We start from the raw sequence: 21153 nt of genomic DNA on the forward strand, positions 1-21153 counted from the left end.
AGCTTACTAAAATGGGATTCAGAAAACTAATAAATTCTAAAAAACTACTATCGTTCTTCGCTGCGTTTATGCTCCTGGGCACAAACCTGCTGATGGCGCAAACTGCGGCTGCCGGTGCAGCCCAGGAGGAAGCCCCCAAAGTTGACTGGACCGGGGTTGCATATTATGTGCTGATATTTTTCCTGATCTGCTTAGGTGTTGCTATTGTTGGCAAAATCCTTAAGGTTTATGATCTTACCTTGAAAATGCAGGGTAAAAAAGGTATCAAGTGGAATACCGTGATGGCAGTAATTTGCATCGTTTTCCTTGTTGCCGGTCTTTATGGCGCTTACTGGTCATTTACCGAACAAGGCAGTATGACTTTACCTGAAGCAGCTTCGGCACATGGTGTTAAAATAGATGAGATGTTTACCGTCACTACTGTTTTAACAATGATAGTATTTTTTGTTACCCAGATCCTGCTGTTCACATTCCTGTTCCAATACCGTCATTCTGATAAACGTCGTGCACACTTTTTGCCGCACAATAATACCATTGAGAAAGTTTGGACAATTGCACCAGCTATCGTTCTGACTATCCTGGTTGTGTTTGGTTTCTTTACCTGGCAGAAGATCATGAACAGCGAAAATCTTACAGGCGATATCAATATCGATGTAACCGGTCACCAGTTTGCCTGGGAATTACGTTACCCTGGTAAGGACGGCGTTTTAGGCCCTAAAGATTTTCGTTTGGTTACAGGTGCAAATAACCTGGGTGTTAACTTCAAAAAGAAAAGCAGCTTTGACGATTTAAAGGTAGATACCATGTACTTACCGGTTAATAAATCAATCAGGTTGAATATCCTTGCACAGGACGTGATCCATAGCGTTTATATGCCTCACTTCAGGGTTCAGTTGAACGCAGTACCAGGTTTACCAACCTTCTTTAAATTTACCCCGACTATTACTACCGCAGAGATGCGTACAAAATTGGACGACCCTAAATTTGAATATACCCTTTACTGCAACAAAATATGCGGTGGAAGCCACTACAACATGCAAAAAGTTGTACGTGTTGTTACCGAAGCTGAATATCAGTCATGGCTGTCAAGGCAAAAGCCTTACCTGAATGATGCTTTAAGAAAAGAGCTTCATTTTGCTTCAGCAGACAATGCACAAAGCGGTGCTTCAACAAATAGGTTAGCGTTAAATAATTAATAAAGATAAGAAAGATAGATATGTCAACATTAGCAGTTCACGACCACGCAGGAACACACCACGACGAACACGGTCACGAACACCACCATGACCAATCATTCCTGTCTAAATATGTATTTAGCATGGACCACAAGATGATTGCCAAGCAATTCCTGATCACAGGTATTACTATGGCGGTTATCGCGATGATTTTGTCAATCCTGTTTAGGATCCAACTTGCTTACCCTGATAAAACATTCCCGCTGTTAACAACTTTGTTAGGTCGTTTTGCACCTAACGGTCGTATCAGTCCCGATTTTTACCTTGCTTTGGTTACCATACATGGTACTATCATGGTATTCTTTGTACTAACTGCCGGCTTGAGCGGTACTTTTGCCAACTTATTAATTCCATTGCAGGTAGGTGCGCGTGATATGGCTTCGCCTTTCATGAACATGCTTTCATACTGGTTCTTCTTTTTAGCCAGCGTTATCATGTTGTCATCTTTCTTTGTACAAAAAGGCCCTGCCAGTGGTGGCTGGACAATTTACCCGCCGTTATCTGCATTACCTAAAGCAATGCCGGGTTCAGGTGAAGGTATGACCCTTTGGCTGATCAGTATGGTACTGTTCGTAGCATCATCATTAATGGGTGGTATCAACTACGTAAGTACTGTGTTAAACATGCGTACAAAAGGTATGGACCTTTGGAAAATGCCTTTAACTATCTGGGCTTTATTCCTTACTGCTATTTTAGGTATCCTTGCTTTCCCGGTTTTAGTAGCCGGTGTGGTATTGTTGATATTTGACCGCAGCGTTGGTACAAGCTTCTATTTATCTGATATCGTATTAAACGGTGTACAGCAACCATTTGAAGGTGGTAGCCCGATCCTGTTCCAGCACTTATTCTGGTTCCTTGGTCACCCGGAAGTATATATCGTTATTATGCCTGCGATGGGTATCTCATCTGAGGTAATGTCGGTAAACTCAAGGAAACCAATCTTTGGTTACCACGCGATGGTTTACTCCCTGATTGGTATCACTGTATTATCGTTCATCGTATGGGGCCACCACATGTTTGTTACAGGTATGAATCCGTTCCTGGGTGGTGTGTTCATGATTACTACTTTGATCATTGCGGTACCATCGGCAGTAAAAACATTTAACTGGTTAGCTACACTTTGGCGCGGTAACATCAGGTTTACACCTGCTATGTTGTTCGCTATCGGGATGGTATCGTTCTTCATTTCAGGTGGTTTAACAGGTATCTTCCTGGGTAATGCTACTTTGGATATCAATTTACATGATACTTACTTTGTGGTTGCCCACTTCCACCTGGTAATGGGTTCTGCAGCTATATTTGGTATGCTTGCAGGTGTTTACCATTGGTTCCCTAAAATGTTCGGTCGTATGATGGACGAGAAATTGGGTTACCTGCACTTCTGGTTAACATTTATCTGTGCTTACCTGGTGTTCTTCCCAATGCACTTTATGGGTCTTGACGGTGTGCCACGTAGGTATTATGCCTTCACCGAATTTGCTTCAATGCAAAAATGGTTAACCATAAATACATTTGTTACCTGGGCTGCTATTATTGCTGCACTTACACAGTTTGGTTTCCTTTATAACTTCTTTGTATCCATATTCAAAGGACAAAAAGCGACTCAAAATCCTTGGGAGTCAAATACCCTTGAGTGGACTACTCCTGTTGAGCACTTACACGGTAACTGGCCAGGCGAAATTCCAACTGTTTACCGTTGGCCATATGATTACAGCAAACCGGGCGCAGAAGAGGATTACATCCCTCAAACTGTTCCTTACTCGCAAACTATGAGCTCAAACCTTCCACACGATTTTGAAGACAATCCTGCAGGTTTGGAAGAACTAAACAAGTTTACAAGTACGCTGAAAGCAAACGAACAAGTAAAATAAATTAATACTTATCTGATCTTTTAGGGTACCGGTTAAGTCTTAAGTCGGAAGTTTTAAGTCCTAAGTTAAGCAGCTTTGAACTTAAAACTTAGAACTTCCGACTTAACGAGGTACCCTAAATTTTTAGAAACATTTAGATGAGCACAGCCGCAAAAAATAGGTTTCAAAAGATCAATATTACAACCATTGTTCTGCTCTTTGTTTTGATTCTTGCCGGTGGTGTTGTGCGTAGCTCAGGTTCTGGTATGGGTTGCCCCGACTGGCCAAAATGCTTCGGAAGGTATATCCCGCCTACTGATCTTACTGATCTTCCTAAAGATTATAAGCAGAAATATGTAGCCAAACGCGTTGAAAAGAACCAGCGTTTTGCAAAAACACTTGATGTGTTTGGTTACAGCGATCTGGCAAAACGTATCCGCGAAGACCGCTCCATCCTTGTACCTGAAGAGTTTAATGCGGGCAAAACATGGACTGAGTATATCAATCGTCTCATTGGTGCTTTGTCTGGGTTTTTCCTTCTGCTTTCTGTTGTTTTTTCTTTTAGTTATTGGAAAACAGATAAGAGGATAGCAATTCTTAGTATTTTCAACCTTGTGCTTGTGGGTTTTCAGGCGTGGTTAGGATCAATTGTGGTATCCACCAATTTAGTTGCATGGATAGTTACGGTACACATGCTTTTGGCTCTTGCTATTTTGGCTATTTGTATTTACACATATCACGTAGCCCGGATATCAGGAAAGAATACTTCGGGTACATCTCCATTGGTTTATATTATCACCCTTGTGGCGCTGTTTGTAAGTATTCTGCAAATTGCTTTCGGTACCGAGGTACGGGAGAAGATAGATGCGGTTGCCAACCACTTTCAAGGTGGTTATCGTAAAGATTGGATTACCAATGCCGGCGAGATATTTCAGCATCACAGGGACATCGCCATTTTGGTGTTGGTATTGAACGTTGCTTTATTTGCGTTGATCCGCAAAGGCTTTAACAGGCATTCTATCCAGCAACAGCTGATGAGTTTTACATTTTTGATGATCACGTTGCAGATAGTTACCGGGATCTTATTATCATATCTCGCATTGCCGCCGGTTGCTCAGGCAGCTCACATCGTATTGGCGAGTTTAATATTTGGGGCACAATTTTATTTGCTTTTGAATTTATTTCAAGGTGTTAATGGTAGGGAGGTAAGCAGATGAAATGGGCTGATTTTTCGAAACTGATTAAAACGAGACTTACCTCTTTGGTGGTGTTTTCGGCATCAATATCATTTTTAATAGGGAGCCGCGCCAATGGCCATATTATTTGGATTGATTGGGTAAAATTGATTATTGGTGGTTTCCTGGTTACGTCTGCAGCTAATGCTTTTAACGAGATCATCGAAAAAGATCTGGATAAGCTGATGAAGCGTACCATGGACAGGCCCATCCCCTCAGGTAAAATGACCACCGGACAGGCGTTGGTATTGGGTTTAGGAATGGGTATGGCAGGTACTTACCTGTTAGGCAGCTTAAATCTATTAACTGGTTTGTTATCGGTGTTCTCTATTTTATTATATGCGTTTGCCTATACACCTTTGAAACGTAAATCGCCGATAGCAGTATTTGTTGGAGCAATTCCGGGGGCTTTGCCGCCGCTTATTGGTTATGTGGCTGCACAGGTACATGGCAGGATAGATGAGATAGCAATAATTTTATTTTCTATCCAGTTTATCTGGCAGTTTGTTCACTTTTGGGCAATTGCATGGGTACTGGACGATGACTATAAGCTTGCCGGTTTTAGGTTATTACCATCAGGCAAAAGAGATTTAACAAGTGCGGTAATTACATTTATATTTGCCGTTATATTGGTGCCTGTGAGTTTATTGCCAACCATTTATGGTTATGGCGGTTACTGGGTTGGCGGTGTATCACTTATCTGCAGCCTGATATTTTTATACCAGTCATTTATGCTGCTGCGTACACGGCAAATACCCGAGGCGCGTAAATTAATGTTCGGCTCGTTTTTTTACCTGCCGTTAGTTCAGATAATGTTTTTAGTAGATTTTATAGTTAAGTGAGATGATGGCAAGGATGGAACAAGATAACGACAGGCTTAACCTTGGTGCCAAAAAGTTTAATATGTGGATCTTCATATTCACATCGTTTATGCTTTTTGCTGCTTTTACCAGTGGTTTCATCGTTTATTCGGGAGGTAGCGGTCACGGGTTAAACGTGATTATGCCCCAGTCGTTTTTATATAGCACTATAGTTATAGTGTTAAGCAGCGGCACGTTGTTTTTAGCATCGAGAGCTGCCAAGGCATTGCAGTTTGATAAACAGAAGCTGTATTTATGGATCACATTGGGCTTAGGACTGGCATTTTTTGCCTTACAGATCTACGCCTGCTATGTGTTGACCTTCAAAATGCAGATTTATTTTGTTGATCCTAACGCTTCACGTTCGTTTGTTTACGTTTTTGTTGGCGCACACCTGGTACACATTTTTGCGGCGCTGTTATTGCTAATAAATACACTTATAGGTACATACCGTAATATCCCTCAGGTAAGGAACATGTTTAAGATGGAATTAACTTCCATTTTCTGGCATTTTCTCGATATTATATGGATTTATCTGTATGTTTTTTTACTTTTGAATCATAATTAATACACCCATAGATTAGTACAGATGAGTACAACAGTTTCACAAATTGACGAAGTAAAAACTTCGCCCTGGTCGGGAGGAAGATCCCCGTTCAACGTGGAGTACGGAAAAATAATGATGTGGTTTTTCCTTCTTTCGGATGCATTTACCTTTTCATCGTTATTGATAGCTTACGGTTCATTGCGTTTCAGCGCAAGCGTATGGCCAGGTGCGGATAAAGTTTTTCAATCTGTACCAGGATTAGTTGATCACGGTGCGCCATTGGTGTTTGTGGGTTTAATGACCTTCATCCTCATTGCAAGCTCTGTTACCATGGTATTAGCTGTAGAAGCGGGCCATCGTAATGCTAAAAAAGAGGTGGTAGGCTGGATGATAGCTACAGTTATAGGTGGTTTCATGTTTCTTGGTTGCCAGGCTCTGGAATGGGGACATTTACACCATGAAGGTTTCTGGTGGGGTAGCGTTCCTCCGGCAGAAGAGTTGAAGAAATTATTTACCGGCGGTACCGAAGCTGTGCAGCACATGACTTCTCAGGAATTTGCTAACTTGTTCTTTACCATCACAGGCTTCCACGGGTTCCACGTATTTACAGGTGTTATTATTAACATTATTATCACGGTTAACGTGTTAATGGGCACATACGAAAAACGCGGCAGTTATTTAATGGTTGAAAAGGTTGGTTTGTACTGGCACTTTGTAGACCTTGTTTGGGTATTCGTATTTACATTCTTTTACTTAGTTTAAAAAACATTTACATATGTCAGCAGAATCGCACGAAGTTCACCACGACGGTGATCACGAAACCATGAGCAGAAAGCGTATATGGCAGGTAGCCGGAATATTAACTTTTATTACTTGTATTGAGTTTATTATCGCGCTTGCTATAGTTCCCAACCATCCGGATTTGTTGAAGTATGCCAACCCTGTATACATCGTTTTAACATTGTTTAAAGCATTTTATATAGTTGCATATTTTATGCACCTGAAATTTGAAAAAATGGGCCTGATATTGTCAATCGCAATTCCCGTGATATTCATAATAGGTTTGATCCTGGTACTTACAAACGAAAGCCACCACTGGGTTGACTTAAGGTTCTAATGAACAAAGCTTCAATAGGAAAAAAGATCATAATCCTGGTACTCATCTTAGCAGTACCGGGATTTTTATATTATTTACTTACCGCAAAGGGTAAAAACAGGTATAAACCCCTCGCTGTTTTCGGGCCGAAGGTGCTTGCCAAAACAGGCCACAAGTTTCACGGCAAGTACATTCCTGATACCATTTACCACACTATCCCTGATTTTAAACTCACCGACCAGGAAGGCAAGCCGGTTACACTGAATACCCTAAAAGGAAAGATTTTTGTAATTAATTTCTTTTACGCTAATTGCCCTACCGTTTGCCAAACCATCAACAAAAACATGAGCTGGCTGGTTGGTACTTATTATAAAAATAAGATGGTTTACTTTTTAACCATCACTGTTGATCCGGAGCATGATACCCCGGAAGTATTAAGTAAATACCTGCAAACGTTTAAGCCCGAATCAAACCGTTGGCTGATGTGCAGCGGAGATACCTCATCGGTTTACAATTTTGCCCGTAATGGCCTCTATGTAAATGCCGCAAAAGCCGGTGGCGACTTTGTTTACAGCGATGACTTTGTATTGGTTGATCAGGAACACCGTATTCGCGGATATTACAAGGCCGCGGTTACGCCAGAGGTAAACCGCCTCAACGATGAGATAAAAGTATTGATAGCCGAAGAACTTCGTAAAGTTGATAAGCCCCTATATTAATTTGCCATGAGCGATAAATTTATAATCCGCTTTGTAGCGGTTGTTACCATAGTTGTAATTGCACTTGTTGTTCTTTTAAACCGGCACCTTATCCCGGGCCCTGCCGTTGCCCCTTCTTTTACCCCGTATCTGCCTATGCTTAACGCGATGCTGAACGGCACCTGTACCATATTGCTGCTTTTGTCGCTATATCAAATTAAACAAGGTAATATCACGTTACATAAACGGCTTAATATTATTACGTTTTGCCTTTCGGCGCTTTTCCTGGCGTCATATGTATTATTTCATTACCTGATGCGTAATGAAATTGTTTATGGTGACATTAATGGCGACGGACAATTGTCGGAGGCAGAACGGACATCTGCCGGATCTTTACGTACCATATACCTGGCTATTTTAACGCCCCATATTATACTTGCGGCTGCAGTTTTGCCGTTAATATTAATGAGTTTTCACCGCGGGCTGCAAATGCAGGTTGAAAAGCATCGCAAGCTGGTACGATGGACATTCCCGATCTGGTTGTATGTTACAGCAAGTGGTGTGGTAGTTTATTTAATGATCCGCCCGTTTTATCATTTTTAATTTATAATTGGTTAAATTTGTACTTATGAAACAAGGTTTTAAGATTATCCTTTTTGTAGTGGCCCTTGGCCTTATGCTGATTGCCCGTAAGCCGGTAAAAGCCCAATGTGCGCAATGTGCCGCCACGGTTGAAACCAACGCTCAAAGCGGCAGCTCAAAAACAAGGGGATTAAATAACGGTATCCTGTTTTTATTAGGCGCACCTTATTTTGCAGTTGCATTAGGTGGTTACATCTGGTACAAAAAATACCGTCGTAAAGATGTAAAGCTTGAAATGCGTCCCGAAAAACTTAATCTGAATTAATAAACAACTGCGGTTATCAGTGGCCGCCTTTGTAACCTTATAAGATACTTATCGTGTCTCAAACACCAAAGTCATGGGCTATGCTTAAATGTAAATGTCCGCGCTGCAGGCGTGGCGATATGTTTAAGGGTAGCCCTTACAGTTTCTCCAATAAAATCAATCTTAATTGCCCACATTGTAATCTTTTTTTTGAGATTGAGCCGGGTTATTTTTATGCCGCCATGTATGTGAGTTATGCACTTAATGTAGGCGAAGCCCTAGGGATTGCATGGCTTACTTATTTGGTTACCCATAACCAGGATTCGCCGTGGTTGTATCTCGGGGCTATAATTTTTGGCTGCTTTGTACTTGCTCCTGTAAATTTCAGATATTCGCGTGTGTTTTTGTTGTATTGGTTGTCACCCAAGATACATTACCAAAGCTATTTAGATACCGATGATATACCAGGAAAGTCTTGAGTTTTTAAAAGATCTAGCCGAAAATAATAACCGAGAATGGTTTGCTGCTAATAAAGAGCGTTACGATAAGGCCCGCGAAAATGTAATTGATTTTACGGCGAAGGTGCTTGAGGGCGTGCGTAAAATTGAGGCGGGCATGGACGAAAATCTTGATGCCAAAAAATGTGTGATGCGCATTTACCGCGACATTCGCTTCAGTAAAAATAAAGCGCCTTACAAAAATAACTTTGGGGTAAGTTTGCCAACATCCGGCTTAAAGGGCGGTGGGGTTGAGTATTACCTGCACATCCAGCCCGGAAATTCATTTATCGGCGGCGGTTACTGGATGCCCGAAGCACCACATCTGAAAGCTATTCGCCAGGAAATTGATTATAATGCTGCCGATCTGAAAAAGATCATAGATGATGAGGAGTTTATTAAACTATTTGGCGACTTCAGGAAACAGGAACAGCTTAAGTCATTGCCGAAAGGTTATGAAGCCGATAACGAAAACCTCGACCTGATAAAACTAAAAAGTTTTGTGGGCTGGCATAAACTTACAGATAAAGAATTAACCCAACCCGGATTGGAAAAAACTGTGATTGATATGTGCAGCAGGATCCATCCGCTTAATGTATTTTTGAAGAACGCCCTTTCTTAACCCTCAATAAACTATGAAAATTAGATATGCATTTTTAGCCGCTGCTGTGTGTTTCACAATGTACTCATGCAAGGTAATGTCGCCAAAAGCATACAAAACCCTTGTGGCAGAACGCGACTCATTAGCTACCCGTACAACAAATCTGGAAGGACAGCTTGCGCAGCTGCAGGCCGATACAGCTCGTCTTCACCGCCAGCTTGCTGATCTGCGAAACAACAACAATGTGCTGAACAGTAACCTGGATGCAACATCATCAAAAGCTAACGAATTGGCCGCTCAGACCGCAAAATTGGCAGCTGACCTGAAAAAACGTGAAGCCCGTTTAAAGGAAGTAGAAGACATTTTGAAGAAACGCGATGAGGCTACCAATGCTCTGAAAGATAAATTGCAGAAAGCATTATTAGGCTTTCAGCAAAGCGGTTTAACGGTTGATATCAGAAATGGCAAGGTTTATGTGTCATTAGCTGATAAGTTATTGTTTCCTTCGGGCAGTATCATTATTGATGAAAAGGGTAAGGCTGCATTGAAGCAATTGGCAGTGGTAGTTAACAAGGAACCAGATATCAATATGGCGGTGGAAGGCCATACTGATGATAAAAAGGTGAAGAACCTTGGCCAGATAAAAGATAACTGGGATTTGAGCGTATTGCGCGCTACCTCGGTAACCCGCTATCTCACCGAAACAGAAGGTGTTGACCCGCACAGGCTTACTGCAACAGGTAAGAGCGAGTTTCAGCCGATAGATGCTACCGGCACCGACGAAGCCCGCGCAAAGAACAGGCGAATAGAGATCGTGCTTACCCCTAAGCTCGATGAGTTATACAACCTGATCACTAAGTAATAAATGAAAGCTCCCGGCAAACCGCCGGGAGTTTTTTTGTTTTAGATGTTTTCCTTTCTCGTTACGGAGAAACTGTTTGAATTTTTTAATGTAGAGACGCATCACATGCGTCTCGCACAGGACAAGCCACTTTGAAGTGGTTTAACTATCTTAATTTGTATGCGGGAGACGCAATTATGTGTCTCTACATTTGAACAACCCCGAAAATAAATTTGCAATTATATAAGCACTTATATAAATTGCATCATGAATTTATATCAAAGCCTGGGGCATCTGGTTTTAGGCAGTCGTTTAAGGCGGTTGAGCGAAGCCTTTCTGGCCGAAATTAACCGTGCTTATCAAACCGCGGGTATCGATTTTGATGCCAGCTGGTTTCCCGTATTTTATTTATTGTCGAAAAATGACGCTTTATCTATCAAAGAATTAAGCGAACAGATAGAGGTTTCGCATCCTGCCGCAAGTCAGCTCATTACCAACCTTAAAAAAAGAGGCCTGGTAAGTACCGATACTTGTACCGATGACGGCAGGAGGCAATTGGTTACGCTTACTGCCGAAGGCCGCGATTTGTTGAAACAGGTAATACCTGTTTGGGATGCTATCAGCCTATCGATGGCTGAGCTTGTAACCGCAGACGCAACCGCCCAGCAATTACTGCCGGCAATAAGTGCGCTTGAAAACGTTTTCAGGCAAACTAAACTGGCCGATGATATCGTTGAAAAACTGAATACCAATTTAAAACCAGCCGGCAATGACTAATATATTTAATTACGGCACCGACCATCTTACCATAGGTATTTGCCTTGATATAGCTGCGGGTAAAACTAAAGGGATCATCAACAAAGAAGCCGCAGATATGATCCAATCCTCATGGCGTGAGGTAGAAAAGATTGTACACAGCCACCACCCGGTTTATGGAATTAATACCGGTTTTGGCCCTTTGTGCGATACCCGGATCTCGGAAGAAGATACAAGTTTACTTCAAAGCAATATTCTTAAAAGCCATAGCGTGGGTGTTGGTAAGCCCATCCCGCAGGAAATAGCGAAGCTTATGATGATCACCAAGGTGCATGCTTTGGCGCAAGGCTATTCGGGTATAGCGCTTACCACGCTTGAGCGGATTATCTGGCATATCGACAATGATATTGTCCCGGTTGTTCCCGAAAAAGGTTCAGTAGGAGCTTCCGGTGATCTGGCGCCTTTATCTCACCTGTTTTTGCCATTAATTGGTTTGGGCGAAGTATTTGAAAATGGTGAAAGGTTCCCGGCTGGAGAACTTTTAAACAAACACGGTTTACAGCCTTTATTACTTGGACCTAAAGAAGGCCTTGCCCTTATCAATGGCACGCAGTTTATCCTGGCTTTTGCAGTTAAAGCTGTGCAGCGCCTGGATAATGCCCTGAACCGTGCCGACCTCATCGGTGCTATGTCATTAGAGGGGTTGATGGGGTCTATCCGTCCCTTTGATGAGCGGCTGCATAACATTCGCCCGTTTAAAGGTACGCGTATGGTAGCTCATCGCCTGTTTACTTTACTTGATGGATCTGAAATTAATTCGTCACACATAAACTGCGACAGGGTACAGGATCCATATTCGTTGCGTTGTATGCCGCAGGTACATGGTGCGTCACGTAATGCATGGCTGCACCTGAAAGAGCTTACTGAAATCGAGCTCAATTCAGTTACGGATAACCCGGTTATTTTTAATGCCGATGATACCATTAGTGGCGGCAATTTTCATGGCCAGCCCCTGGCTTTACCGCTTGATTATGCAACTACTGCTGCCGCCGAGTTAGGCAATATTGCCGACAGGCGTTGCTACCTGATGAGCGAAGGCCGTTATGGCTTGCCTAAATTGCTTACACATGATGCCGGGCTTAATTCGGGTTTGATGATCCCTCAATATACCACCGCCGCCCTCGTTACCGAAAATAAAACCCTGTGTTTCCCCGCCAGTGCCGATAGCGTGCCAACCTCGCTTGGACAAGAAGACCATGTATCCATGGGTTCTATCAGCGGGCGGAAGTTACACCAGGTGATAGATAATATTGAATATATCCAGGCTATTGAGTTGTTATATGCAGCCCAGGCCATGGATTTCCGCAGACCGTTAAAATCAACCCCGGTTATTGAGGTTTGCCACCAATTGGTAAGGCAGCATGTTGATTTTATACAGGATGACCGCGTTTTTGCTCTGGATATTAACAGCCTTCACAAACTAATTATGGATGGCTCCCTGCTGAAAACCGCAGGCGAAGCGGCTATTGCTCACCAAATAGATTTAAGTCATGACGAGTTCGGAATTTATTAACACCTACGCCAACCACCCGGTGTATAAAGCACCGCGTGGCATGCAGCTTCATGCCAAAAGCTGGCAAACCGAAGCCCCGCTCAGGATGCTGCTTAACAATCTGGATGGCCAGGTAGCCGAAAACCCCGATGAACTGGTAGTTTACGGGGGTATCGGTCAGGCTGCCCGGAACCCGGAGGCGCTCCGTAAAATTATCGGGTTGCTGTTGGAACTTGATGAATATCATTCGTTGCTAATTCAGTCGGGCAAACCGGTGGGAATTATCCGCAGTCATCCTGAAGCACCGCGGGTTTTGATAGCCAACAGTAACCTCGTGCCTGCATGGGCCAACTGGGAGCATTTTAATGAGTTACGCGAAAAGGGCTTGATGATGTACGGACAAATGACTGCCGGCAGCTGGATCTACATAGGTACACAGGGCATTTTGCAAGGCACATATGAAACTTTTGTAGAATGCGGCAATCAGCATTTTAATGGTGATTTGACAGGCAAGCTCATTGTGAGCGCAGGTTTAGGTGGGATGGGTGGTGCTCAGCCATTGGCGGCGACTATGGCAGGCGCTGTATTTTTAGGTGCCGATGTGGATGCATCCCGGATTCAAAAACGGGTTGACACGAAATATATCGACCGGATGACGGCTTCGTATGATGAAGCCATCATCTGGATAAAGGAAGCCATCGCCAAAAAAGAAACGCTTTCGGTAGGTTTGGTGAGCGATGCAGGCGATCTGCTTGAAAAGCTGTTGAAGGATAATATCATCCCTGATATGCTTACCGATCAAACATCTGCACATGATCCCTTGAATGGTTATATCCCTAATGATCTGTCATTAAATGAGGCAGCAGCTTTAAGGAAAGATGATGCGGTAGAGTATAAACGGCGGTCGCTGAAAAGTATGGCGAGGCATGTAGGCTTAATGCTGGAACTGCAAAGCAAAGGAGCTATTACTTTTGACTATGGTAACAACTTGCGTGAGTTTGCCCGGCAGGGCGGCGAGGCCGATGCATTTAACTTCCCGGGTTTTACACCGGCTTATATCCGTCCGCTGTTTTGTGAGGGCAAGGGGCCGTTCAGATGGGTAGCCTTGTCGGGTGACCCGGAAGATATTTATACTACTGATCAGGCGCTGATAGAGGCTTTCCCGGAAAATAAACCATTAATCACCTGGCTTAAAAAAGCAAGGGAGAAAATAGCATTCCAGGGATTACCTGCCCGCATTTGCTGGCTGGGTATGGGCGAACGTGAAAAGGCCGGACTGATATTTAATGAACTGGTAGCGTCAGGTAAAGTAAAAGGTCCCATAGTGATCGGTCGCGACCACCTGGATTGCGGCTCGGTAGCATCGCCCAACCGGGAAACAGAGGCTATGCTTGACGGTTCAGACGCAGTATCCGACTGGCCGTTACTCAACCTAATGGCCAATGCATCAGGCGGCGCAACCTGGATCTCGTTCCATCATGGCGGCGGTGTAGGTATGGGGTATTCCCAGCACGCCGGCATGGTAGTACTGGCCGACGGCAGCCATCGCGCAGCTACCTGTTTAAAAAGGGTGCTGTATAATGACCCGGCCATGGGTATCTTTAGACATACTGATGCGGGATATGATAAAGCTGCCGAATGGGCTGATAAGTTTAACCTAAAGGTATGGTAAAGCATAAAATATAAAAAAGTCATTGCAGGTTTTAAACTTCGGCGCGCTCTGAAGGTGAAATGACATCGACCCGATAACTCTTTGTCATCCTGAGCGATAGCGAAGGATCTTCTTCTAAAGGCAAAGCCGCTATACAGGGCGAAGAGGATGCTTCGTTCCTCAGTATGACAAACGTTTTAACTTGTCATGGGTAGGAACGAAGCAATGATGGTTTAAGATAGAACGATGAAAAAACTGATAGGTCCGTTTACGCAAATACTTCCTTTAACAGGTTTGCCCCTTAAAGGAGCCTTAGAGGACGAGCAACTGCACATCATTACCAATGGTGGTGTGCTGATTGAAGACGGCGTGATATTAGCTGTTGATGATTTTGAAAAGCTCCGCAAAAACTATCCATCTGCACAAGTGGAAGAAGTTACCGGCGACCATGTATTGCTGCCCGGCTTTGTGGATTGCCATACGCATATCTGTTTTGCCGGAAGCAGGGCTAAAGATTACGCCATGCGTAATGCAGGGAAAAGCTACCTGGAAATTGCGGCATCTGGCGGCGGTATCTGGGATTCGGTTACGCAAACCCGCGCAGCCACTGAAACGGAATTAATCAATTTGCTGACGAAACGGATAGCCCGTCATTTAGCAGAAGGGGTAACCACTATTGAAGTTAAAAGCGGTTACGGTTTATCTGTAACAGAGGAGTTAAAGCAGCTTAAGGCTATTCGGCAGGCGGCTGATAAAACGCATGCGCATATTATCCCTACCTGCCTTGCCGCGCATATCAAACCAAAGGATTTTGATGGTGCCGAAAGTGGGTATCTGAAATATCTGTTAAATGATCTGTTACCGAAAATAAAACAACAGGGTTTGGCCAACCGGGTTGATATTTTTATTGAACAAAGCGCATTCAATACCAGCGATGCCCTGTTTTACTTAAGTAAAGCCAGGCAAATGGGTTTTGAAGCTACCGTTCATGCTGACCAGTTTACAACCGGTGGCACCGAGGTTGCAATTAAGGCAAGGGCAGCTTCGGCCGATCACCTGGAAGCCAGCGGTGATTATGAGATAAAATTATTGGCCAATTCAGATACCGTTGCTGTAACTTTACCCGGTGCTTCGCTGGGTTTGGGAATGGGCTATGCCGCTGCACGGAAACTGCTTGATGCCGGGGCATGCCTCGCCATAGCCAGCGACTGGAACCCAGGCTCGGCCCCGATGGGCGATTTGCTGATGCAGGCTTCAATAATGGCTGCCTCCGAAAAACTAAGCACAGCCGAAGTTTTTGCAGGTTTAACTTTTAGAGCATCACAAGCGTTAAAACTAAACGACCGCGGCATATTAACCAAAGGAAAACTTGCCGATATGCAGGCTTATCCGTGTAACGATTATCGTGAGATACTATATCAACAAGGAAAACTAAAGCCAGTCCGGGTTTGGACGTCTGAAAATAATGATTAAGCAGGTTTTATGATTTGCTTAGCTACCAATGAACCATTGAACTAATGAACCAATGACCAAATTAATAGAATGCGTACCCAATTTTAGCGAAGGTGTAAACCTCGATACCATCAAACAGATAACAGACGAAGTTGAGTCTGTTGAAGGAGTGAGACTGCTGAATGTTGATCCGGGAAAGGCAACTAACCGTACGGTTGTAACTTTCGTTGGTGAACCGGAAAGGGTAATTGAAGCTGCTTTCCTGGCCATTAAAAAAGCGGGTGAGCTGATTGATATGAGCAAACAAAAAGGCGAGCATCCAAGGATGGGTGCAACAGACGTTTGTCCGCTGATACCGATCAGTAATATCACCATGGAGGAAACCGCAGAATACGCAACCCGACTTGCCAAACGTGTGGGAGAGGAATTGCAGATCCCGGTTTATTTGTATGAGGCTGCGCAACCTAACAAAAGCCGGAGCAACCTATCGGTGATCCGTGCTGGTGAATACGAAGGTTTCTTTAAAAAGATCAAGCAACCGGAATGGGCACCTGATTTCGGTCCGGCAGAGAATGATGTTAAACGCGGGGCTACTGTAATTGGGGCAAGAGATTTTCTGGTAGCTTATAACGTTAACCTGAATACTACATCCGTTCGCAGGGCAAATTCTATTGCTTTTGATGTGCGTGAGGCTGGTCGTACCCTGCGCGAAGGTGATCCGATCAATGGTAAAATAGTGTATGACGAAAACGGCAAAGCCAAAACAATTCCCGGTTCATTGAAGGCGGTAAAAGCTATTGGCTGGTTTATTGAGGAATATGGCGTTGCCCAGATCTCGATGAATCTGACCAATATCAACATTACCCCGGTTCATAAGGCATTTGACGAAGTGTGTGATAAAGCCGCTGCACGCGGCATCAGGGTAACCGGTAGTGAGCTTGTTGGACTGATCCCATTGAAAGCGATGCTTGATGCAGGCAGGTATTTTTTGGAGAAACAGCAGCGCTCGGTGGGGGTAAGCGAAAAGGAGCTGATCAGGATCGCTATTAAATCGATGGGGCTGGATGAGCTCTCTCCATTTAAACCGGAAGAACGGATCATTGAGTATTTACTGAAAGATAAAGCCGACAGTAAGCTCATCAACATGAGCCTAACCGACCTCGCTGATGAAACTGCCAGCGAAAGCCCGGCACCGGGTGGCGGTTCTATTTCAGCAGCTGTTGGTGCTTTAGGAGCTTCGCTGGCTACCATGGTGGCAAACCTGAGTTCGCACAAAAAGGGATGGGACAGCCGCTGGCGGGAATTTAGCGACTGGGCACAAAGAGGTCAGCAATTTAAAAATGAATTGCTGGTATTGGTTGACCTGGATACCACAGCCTTTAACCAGATCATGGAGGCATTTGCCCTGCCCAAATCAAACAATGAGGAAAAGGCTGCCCGTGATAAAGCTATACAGGATGCTACCCGCTATGCTATTGAAATACCTTTTAAAGTAATGGAGGCCGCTTTAGATAGCATGGAGGTAATTAAAGCAATGACGCTGACCGGTAACCCCAATTCTATAACCGATGCCGGTGTGGCCGCCCTTTGTGCCCGTACCGCGGTATTAGGTGCATTCATGAACGTAAAGATCAACGCTTCTGGCTATAAGGATAAAGATTATGTGATCGATATCATTTACCGGGGCAATGAAATTGAGCGGAAAGCGATTGCGCTGGAAGCGGAGATCATTGAGTTGGTGAACGGGAAGATAGGATTGGGGTAGTCTGGTTTAATGAAGAAAACAGACTTACGAAGTTTTCAAAACTTCTCCTAATGGCGCAAGTGTTGTGTGGCTGACTGTGGGAATGCTCACTTGTGCCTGGTAAGCTCTTTCTGTTAGGTCAGATGATTTGTAAGAAGCACAAGTCATCTGACCTCAATCCATCGCACAAGACTTGCGCCAGAAACGGACAGCAAGTTTAAGATTTGGAATTATCTCACACCAAATACTCAAACAAAGTCTGATCCTTATTCAATTCAATAACATTGAAACGATGTGCGTGCATACGCTGTAATAACGCAGGATAATCTTCGGCATTTTTTAATTCGATACCTACCAGCGCCGGACCATTTTCTTTTTCATTCTTTTTGATAAACTCGAAACGGGTAATATCATCACCAGGACCTAATACGCTGTTCACAAACAGTTTCAATGCCCCCGGACGCTGCGGGAAACGAACAATGAAGTAATGTTTCAGGCCTTCGTACAGCAGTGACTTTTCTTTGATCTCCTGCATCCGGGCAATATCATTGTTACCGCCGCTGATGATACAAACTACCTTTTTACCTTTGATCTGCTCTTTACAAGCGTCAAGTGCCGCTACTGACAACGCGCCTGCAGGTTCAACTACAATAGCATCCTCGTTGTAAAGTTTCAATATGGTGGTACAAATTTTACCCTCAGGTACCAGCAGCATATCGTTCAGGATGTCTTTACAGATATCATAAGTTAATGCTCCAACACGCTTAACGGCGGCACCGTCAACAAAACGGTCTATTTCATCTAATGTAATGGGCTTACCATGGTTGATAGCGCCCAGCATTGATGGGGCACCTTCCGGCTCAACGCCTATCAGATGGATATTTGGGACATTGTTTTTAAGATAAGTACCTGTTCCTGAAGCAAAACCGCCACCACCGATGGGCATAATCGCCACTTCAATATCTGGCAGGTCCTGCAGTATCTCAACGCCTACGGTTCCCTGGCCTTCAATAACACGGTAGTCATCAAAAGGAGGGATGAAGGTCATCTGGTTTTTTTCGGTATAGGCGAGTGCCTCGGCCAGGCAATCATCAAAAGTATCGCCGGTAAGTACAATCTCTATATTACCGTTGCCAAACATGGCGGTTTGTTTAACCTTTTGTTTGGGGGTAATTTCGGGCATAAAAATTACGCCTTTAATGTTTTTTTTGTTGCATGAAAAGGCTACGCCCTGGGCATGGTTACCCGCGCTGGCGCAAACCACGCCACGGCTCAACTCATCATCATTTAGCTGACTGATCATGTTGTATGCGCCGCGCAACTTATAGGAGCGAACAACCTGCAGGTCTTCGCGTTTTAAATAAACTTCGCACTCATATTTTGCCGAAAGACCGGCGTTATATTGCAGCGGTGTACGTTTCACAACGTCCTTTATCCGCTGGTATGCCGCTTCAAAATCAAGCTGGCTTTTTGTATCAGTTTCCATTGTTAATTTTTTACCAGTCGGTGCGCCATAAGGCCTTGCAAATCCTGGTCATTTATGTCAAGCTTACTATCGGCAAGCGTTAAAAAGTTATTGTAAACAAAAGCAAGTTCTTCCTTATCCAGCGTATATCCTAAACGCTCCAGATGGAATTTCAGAGCATGCCTGCCGCTGCGCGCGGTTAGCACTATTGTGGCGCTCGGAAAGCCTACATCTTCAGGGCGAATTATTTCGTAGTTTTCACGCATTTTCAGGAAGCCGTCCTGGTGAATACCTGAGCTGTGGGCAAAGGCATTGGCACCTACAATAGCTTTGTTAGGCTGTACCGGCATCCGCATTTGCGTACGGATCATCTGGCTCAATTCATAGAACCGTTTAGAGTCGATATTGGTATGCAGGCCCAGGGTATGGTGCGTTTTCAGGATCATCACCACTTCTTCTATAGAGGTATTACCTGCGCGCTCGCCGATACCATTGATGGTACCTTCAATCTGACGGGCACCATTTTGTAAACCGGCTATTGAATTGGCAGTAGCCAAACCAAGATCATTATGGCAATGTACCGAAATGATAGCTTTATCAATATTTTTAACGTTTTCTTTCAAAAACTTGATCTTAGCACCGTATTGGTCTGGTAAGCAATAACCGTTAGTATCCGGAATGTTCACCACAGTTGCGCCGGCGGCGATAACAGCCTCAACCATTTGCGCCAAATAAACCACATCGGCCCTGCCTGCATCTTCGGCGTAAAACTCGATATCCTCAACCGATTTTTTTGCGTATTTAACGGCTTCAACAGCGCGCTCTAAGATCTCTTCGCGGGTGCTGTTGAATTTATGCTTGATGTGCATGTCAGACGAACCGATACCGGTATGGATCCTTGGACGTTTGGCATATTGCAGAGATGCTACAGCAGCATCAATATCACCTTTGTTGGCACGGGTAAGCGCACAAACGGTAGGCTCTTTAACTGCTTTTGAAATTTCAACAACGCTTTGGAAATCGCCCGGACTTGAAACCGGGAAACCTGCTTCAATAATATCCACGCCCAGTAGTTCCAGTTCCTTAGCTATCTCAATCTTTTCGGGGGTTGTTAACTGGCAACCCGGTACCTGCTCGCCATCGCGGAGCGTGGTATCAAAAACATAAACGCGGTTGGGATCGTGTAACATATCGTTTTATTTAGATTTGAGATGTTAGATATGAGATTTGAGACTCATGTCTAATCATCTATATTGTTATTTTTTGTTTCTTTTATTTTTTGTTAGAGGTATAAGTTGAGATATAAAGAAATCTCATGTCTCAAATCTCACTTCTCATATCTCTTTGAAGAAGTGGATATTCAAGTTAGAGAAAAAATCTCATATCTCAAATCTCACGTCTCATATCTACTTTTTAATGGCAACAAATCTTAACCTTTTGTAATCAGCATACCATTGGCCGTTATCATTATAAAAAGGTTCAAGCTTTTTGGTGATCTCGGCCAGGATCTGTTCTTTCTCATCCTCGGGGATGCCTTCTAAAAATTGTGCACCAAACATAGTAATCCATTTGGCAACACCTTGTTCGCCATCCTGCAGCTCGGTTCTGCGATCATAATGAATCATGTAGGTCACTCTGAAACCATGCTCTTCCAGTTTGGTAGCATACTCGCCAACTGAAGGGAAATACCATATTTTAGCGTCGGCATTTTCATTGTAACCATGATTATGCAGCACCAGTTTGGTAGCCTCAATCAAACGTTCAACATTATCCTTGCCGCCCATTTCGGCAACAAACCGGCCTCCTTTTTTAAGGCTGTTGGCTACGCTGTGAATAGCACCGTTGGCATCAAGCACCCAATGCAGGGCCGCATTTGAAAACACGGCATCATACTTTTCTGTGGTGTGAAAATCAGCCGCATTCTCTACCGCAAAATCAACATCAGGGTAAAGCTGTTTGGCCTGAGCTATCATTTCGGGCGAATAATCGGTGCCTTTTACGATGGCGCCTTTATCCTGTATTAGTTTAGTTAAATGGCCTGTGCCGCAACCCAGGTCAAGGATGCGCTCACCTGGTTTCACATCCAAAAACTCAAGCACATCTTCTCCGTATTTAAATACAAAGGCATGCTTTTGGTCGTATAAATCAGCGTTCCATTTCATGTTTTCTTAGATTACACCGATGATT

The 21153-nt window shown here is 43.9% G+C and carries 20 protein-coding genes; 17 read left to right on the forward strand and 3 right to left on the reverse strand.

From position 1 onward, the window contains the following. The first annotated feature begins 11 nt into the window (after positions 1-11). From AC59JO_RS10415 to ftcD, 17 genes are all read left to right on the forward strand, one after another. The gene (locus AC59JO_RS10415; RefSeq protein ID WP_497305182.1) at positions 12-1196 is read left to right on the forward strand and encodes a cytochrome c oxidase subunit II; all 1185 of its coding nucleotides are present in this window, start codon (positions 12-14) and stop codon (positions 1194-1196) included. Between the two features lie 20 nt (positions 1197-1216). Next, entirely contained in the window at positions 1217-3106 is a 1890-nt protein-coding gene (locus AC59JO_RS10420; RefSeq protein ID WP_413666153.1) for a cytochrome c oxidase subunit I, read from the forward strand. Between the two features lie 137 nt (positions 3107-3243). After that, positions 3244-4302 carry a COX15/CtaA family protein gene (locus AC59JO_RS10425; protein ID WP_413666154.1) on the forward strand — a complete coding sequence of 353 codons (1059 nt, stop codon included), beginning with the start codon at positions 3244-3246 and terminating at the stop codon, positions 4300-4302. Next, the gene (gene cyoE, locus AC59JO_RS10430) at positions 4299-5162 is read left to right on the forward strand and encodes a heme o synthase (protein ID WP_413666155.1); all 864 of its coding nucleotides are present in this window, start codon (positions 4299-4301) and stop codon (positions 5160-5162) included. The genes AC59JO_RS10425 and cyoE overlap by 4 nt, the downstream gene beginning before the upstream one ends. A 13-nt stretch (positions 5163-5175) precedes the next feature. Beyond that, positions 5176-5748, forward strand: a complete 573-nt coding sequence (locus AC59JO_RS10435; protein WP_497305185.1) for a cytochrome c oxidase subunit 3 — start codon at positions 5176-5178, stop codon at positions 5746-5748. 21 nt (positions 5749-5769) lie between these two features. After that, positions 5770-6489, forward strand: a complete 720-nt coding sequence (locus AC59JO_RS10440; RefSeq protein ID WP_090530134.1) for a cytochrome c oxidase subunit 3 — start codon at positions 5770-5772, stop codon at positions 6487-6489. 13 nt (positions 6490-6502) lie between these two features. Next, on the forward strand, positions 6503-6844 hold the full coding sequence (locus AC59JO_RS10445; protein ID WP_413666157.1) for a cytochrome C oxidase subunit IV family protein: 342 nt from the start codon (positions 6503-6505) through the stop codon (positions 6842-6844). Continuing rightward, a complete protein-coding gene (locus AC59JO_RS10450; RefSeq protein ID WP_497305188.1) occupies positions 6844-7542 on the forward strand; it encodes an SCO family protein in 699 nt (232 codons plus the stop codon). Before AC59JO_RS10445 ends, AC59JO_RS10450 begins: the two co-directional genes overlap by 1 nt. 6 nt (positions 7543-7548) lie before the next feature. Then, entirely contained in the window at positions 7549-8124 is a 576-nt protein-coding gene (locus AC59JO_RS10455; RefSeq protein WP_413666159.1) for a DUF420 domain-containing protein, read from the forward strand. Between the two features lie 25 nt (positions 8125-8149). Then, positions 8150-8428, forward strand: coding sequence for a hypothetical protein (locus AC59JO_RS10460; protein ID WP_413666160.1), 279 nt, complete (start codon positions 8150-8152; stop codon positions 8426-8428). Between the two features lie 435 nt (positions 8429-8863). Further along, complete coding sequence (locus AC59JO_RS10465) at positions 8864-9526, forward strand: DUF2461 domain-containing protein (RefSeq protein ID WP_497305191.1); 663 nt, start codon at positions 8864-8866, stop codon at positions 9524-9526. A gap of 13 nt (positions 9527-9539) precedes the next feature. Continuing rightward, a complete protein-coding gene (locus AC59JO_RS10470; protein WP_413666163.1) occupies positions 9540-10367 on the forward strand; it encodes an OmpA/MotB family protein in 828 nt (275 codons plus the stop codon). A gap of 246 nt (positions 10368-10613) precedes the next feature. Continuing rightward, entirely contained in the window at positions 10614-11123 is a 510-nt protein-coding gene (locus tag AC59JO_RS10475) for a MarR family winged helix-turn-helix transcriptional regulator (RefSeq protein WP_413666164.1), read from the forward strand. After that, positions 11116-12675: a histidine ammonia-lyase gene (gene hutH / locus AC59JO_RS10480; RefSeq protein ID WP_497305194.1), complete on the forward strand. Its 1560-nt coding sequence runs from the start codon at positions 11116-11118 to the stop codon at positions 12673-12675. Before AC59JO_RS10475 ends, hutH begins: the two co-directional genes overlap by 8 nt. Next, positions 12653-14326 carry a urocanate hydratase gene (gene hutU, locus AC59JO_RS10485; RefSeq protein WP_497305196.1) on the forward strand — a complete coding sequence of 558 codons (1674 nt, stop codon included), beginning with the start codon at positions 12653-12655 and terminating at the stop codon, positions 14324-14326. Before hutH ends, hutU begins: the two co-directional genes overlap by 23 nt. Before the next feature lie 225 nt (positions 14327-14551). Next, entirely contained in the window at positions 14552-15778 is a 1227-nt protein-coding gene (gene hutI / locus AC59JO_RS10490) for an imidazolonepropionase (protein WP_497305198.1), read from the forward strand. A 52-nt stretch (positions 15779-15830) separates the two neighbouring features. Beyond that, the gene (gene ftcD, locus AC59JO_RS10495; protein ID WP_497305200.1) at positions 15831-17522 is read left to right on the forward strand and encodes a glutamate formimidoyltransferase; all 1692 of its coding nucleotides are present in this window, start codon (positions 15831-15833) and stop codon (positions 17520-17522) included. A 214-nt stretch (positions 17523-17736) separates the two neighbouring features. On the opposite strand, the gene ilvA is transcribed toward ftcD, so the two are convergent. The 3 genes from ilvA to AC59JO_RS10510 all read right to left on the reverse strand — a co-directional run bounded on the left by ilvA (position 17737) and on the right by AC59JO_RS10510 (position 21128). Further along, positions 17737-18987, reverse strand: a complete 1251-nt coding sequence (gene ilvA, locus AC59JO_RS10500) for a threonine ammonia-lyase IlvA (protein WP_413666169.1) — start codon at positions 18985-18987, stop codon at positions 17737-17739. A 2-nt stretch (positions 18988-18989) separates the two neighbouring features. Beyond that, positions 18990-20156: a 2-isopropylmalate synthase gene (locus AC59JO_RS10505; protein ID WP_090530095.1), complete on the reverse strand. Its 1167-nt coding sequence runs from the start codon at positions 20154-20156 to the stop codon at positions 18990-18992. A 216-nt stretch (positions 20157-20372) separates the two neighbouring features. After that, a complete protein-coding gene (locus AC59JO_RS10510) occupies positions 20373-21128 on the reverse strand; it encodes a class I SAM-dependent methyltransferase (RefSeq protein WP_413666170.1) in 756 nt (251 codons plus the stop codon). Positions 21129-21153: the final 25 nt, after the last annotated feature.

Source organism: Mucilaginibacter sp. A5337, from assembly GCF_059690695.1.